We start from the raw sequence: 2,474 nt of genomic DNA, 5'->3' as shown, positions 1-2,474 counted from the left end.
ATCCCCCCTACTGAAGATTCGAAGGAGTACCGGATGCAGGCAGGCCTGGAGAGCATCGGGATCGCCGTACCGCCCACCTATGTGGAGCTGGCGGAGCTGGCCAAGGCGCGAGGCGTGGCGCCGGGCAAGTACGTGGACGGCCTCGGCGTGACACGCATGGCCGTGCCGCTGGTGGACGAGGACACGGTGACCCTGGCGGCGCGCGCGGCCCGGATGGCGCTGGACGCCGTCGGATGCTCGGCCGAGGACGTGGGCATGCTGGTGGTGGGCACCGAGACGGCGGTGGACCACTCCAAGCCGGTGTCCTCGTACGTGCAGGGTCTGTTGGGCCTGTCCACGCGCTGCCGCGTCTTCGAGACGAAGCACGCCTGCTATGGCGGTACGGCGGCCCTGCTGCTGGCCATGGACTGGGTGCGCTCGGGCAGCGCGAAGGGCAAGAAGGCGCTCATCATCTGCTCGGACATCGCGCGCTATGGCGTGGGCACGCCGGGTGAGCCCACGCAGGGCGCGGGCGCGGTGGCGCTGCTGGTGTCCGACAAGCCCAAGCTGCTGGCCTTCGAGCCGGGCAAGACGGGCGTGTACGCCAACGACGTGATGGACTTCTGGCGGCCGCTCTACTCGAAGGACGCGGTGGTGGACGGGCACTACTCGGTGCAGTGCTACCTGGACGCGCTCGAGGGCGCCTACAAGGCCTACCAGGAGAGCTCGGCGGACGCCGGGGGCGAGGGCCACTACAGCGACCGCTTCGCCGCGCTCGTGTACCACGTGCCGTACGGGAAGATGTCGCGCAAGGCGCACCGCCACGTGCGCACGCTGGACGGGGACAAGGAGCCCGACGCGAGCTTCGACCGGCTGGTGGGCCCCAGCCTCGTGCTGCCCTCGCAGGTGGGCAACATCTACACGGGCTCCATGTACCTGGCGCTGGCCAGCCTCCTGACGTCCTCGCGCGAGGACCTCACGGGCAAGCGCGTGGGCCTGTTCTCGTATGGCAGCGGCTCGTGCGCGGAGTTCTTCAGCGGCGTGGTGGTGCCCGAGGCCCAGGCGCGCGTGAAGGCGCAGGGCCTGGAGAACCTGCTGGAGAAGCGGCGCGCGCTGAGCATCCCCGAGTACGAGGCCGTCATGGCCGCGCGCGAGCACATCGATAACATGCCGGCCGAGGAGACTCCCGGCACGGGCTTCCGCTACCTGGGCACGCGCGACCACAAGCGCATCTACGCGCGCTGAAAGCTCTCGAGCCCCGGCCCTCTCCTCCCATCCGCGGAGAGGGCCGAGCGGCCGTGACTCAGCGCGCCTGCTTCTGCACCGGCTGCGGCAGATCCGGATCAATGGCCCGGACGATCCAATCCACCGCCTTGGCCTCCCAGTCCGGATCCTTCAGCGCGTCCAGGTAACGCTCGTAGGCGTACACGCCCGAGGCCTTCGACAGCCGGAGGATCTGGATCAGCGCCACCGTGCTGTCCAGCACCACCACCGAGCGCTCCATGCCATGGCCACGCAGCCACACCATGGCCTCCTTGATGATCTCCTGCGTCTCGGGCGGGTTGGCCTTCTGCGTGCGTGAGTCCACCAGCAGGCCGAAGGACTTGCCCTCGAGAGCGAGGACCCGGGTTTTCAGATCCTCGAACCAGGCACGCGCCTCCGCCGGGGTGATGTACCCGGGACCGTGAGCGCGAAAGCCATACTCCGTGACGAAGTTCTGTGGGACAGGCATCACTTGCCTCGTGTGGCTGGGCGTCCCCCGCATCTTGCGCGGAGGCGGGCTGTTCTCAAGCCTACCGCGAACCTTCTTCTCCCAAAAATTCCAGGGGTTAGCCCCCACGCGCGGTCCGGGCGGACCCTCCCGCCTTCCTCGCGGGACGAGCCCCCTAGCACACCTCATTATCCACCCAGCCTGAAAAAATTTAATTTCCCTGTTCCCCGGAAGAGGGAAACGCGGTAATTTGCTCATACGTTGAGCCGCCGACACATCTCGGCGACACGGCGCGTCGCCCCCCCGCGCGCCCCCCGGACATTCAGAAAGAGGGCCCCCCCCAGTGTCCCAGCCCGCACTCGCCAAGCTCGCGACCAGCTCCCCGATGCGCAGTGAGTCCGCTCCCTCCCTGTACTCGCAGGGGACGCACCCGTTCCCGCACGGGCTGCACGTGGAGCCGACCCTGGCGCAGACGGAGCCGAGCGCGCGCCCGGCCGAGCCCGCGGCGCCTCCAGCCATGGCCCGGCTGCGCTCCTTCCACACGCTGGAGGACATCACGGTGGTGGACGCCCTCGTGGCGCACCTGGAGGCGGAGCAGGTGGACACGGTGTTCGGCATCCCCGGAGGCAACATCGCGCCGCTGGTGCAGGCCCTGCGCCGCCACTCGCGCATCCGCTTCGTCATCGGCAGCCACGAGGGCGGCTCGGCCTTCATGGCGGACGGGTACGCGCGCGCCACGGGCAGGCGGGGCGTGTGCGCGGTGACGGCCGGCCCCGGGGCCACC

At 69.4% G+C, this 2,474-nt stretch carries 3 protein-coding genes; 2 read left to right on the top strand and 1 reads right to left on the bottom strand.

The window, feature by feature from the left end; all coding sequences use genetic code 11:
- Positions 1 to 1,224: hydroxymethylglutaryl-CoA synthase (locus tag VF794_RS09275; protein ID WP_331108872.1), on the top strand; the 1,224-nt coding region annotated here is incomplete at its 5' end.
- Positions 1,225 to 1,282: 58 nt separating this feature from the next.
- Here VF794_RS09275 and VF794_RS09270 read toward each other — a convergent pair.
- Positions 1,283 to 1,711 carry a hypothetical protein gene (locus VF794_RS09270; protein WP_331108870.1) on the bottom strand — a complete coding sequence of 143 codons (429 nt, stop codon included), beginning with the start codon at positions 1,709 to 1,711 and terminating at the stop codon, positions 1,283 to 1,285.
- Positions 1,712 to 2,033: 322 nt separating this feature from the next.
- Between VF794_RS09270 and VF794_RS09265 the strand changes: the two genes are divergently transcribed.
- On the top strand, positions 2,034 to 2,474 hold a 441-nt coding region (locus tag VF794_RS09265; protein ID WP_331108868.1), incomplete at its 3' end, for a thiamine pyrophosphate-binding protein.

The sequence above is a fragment of the Archangium sp. genome (assembly GCF_036389735.1).
Classification (GTDB): Bacteria; Myxococcota; Myxococcia; order Myxococcales; family Myxococcaceae; genus Archangium.
Note: the sequence above shows the minus strand (reverse complement) of the source record. Positions and strands in the feature narration are given on the sequence as shown.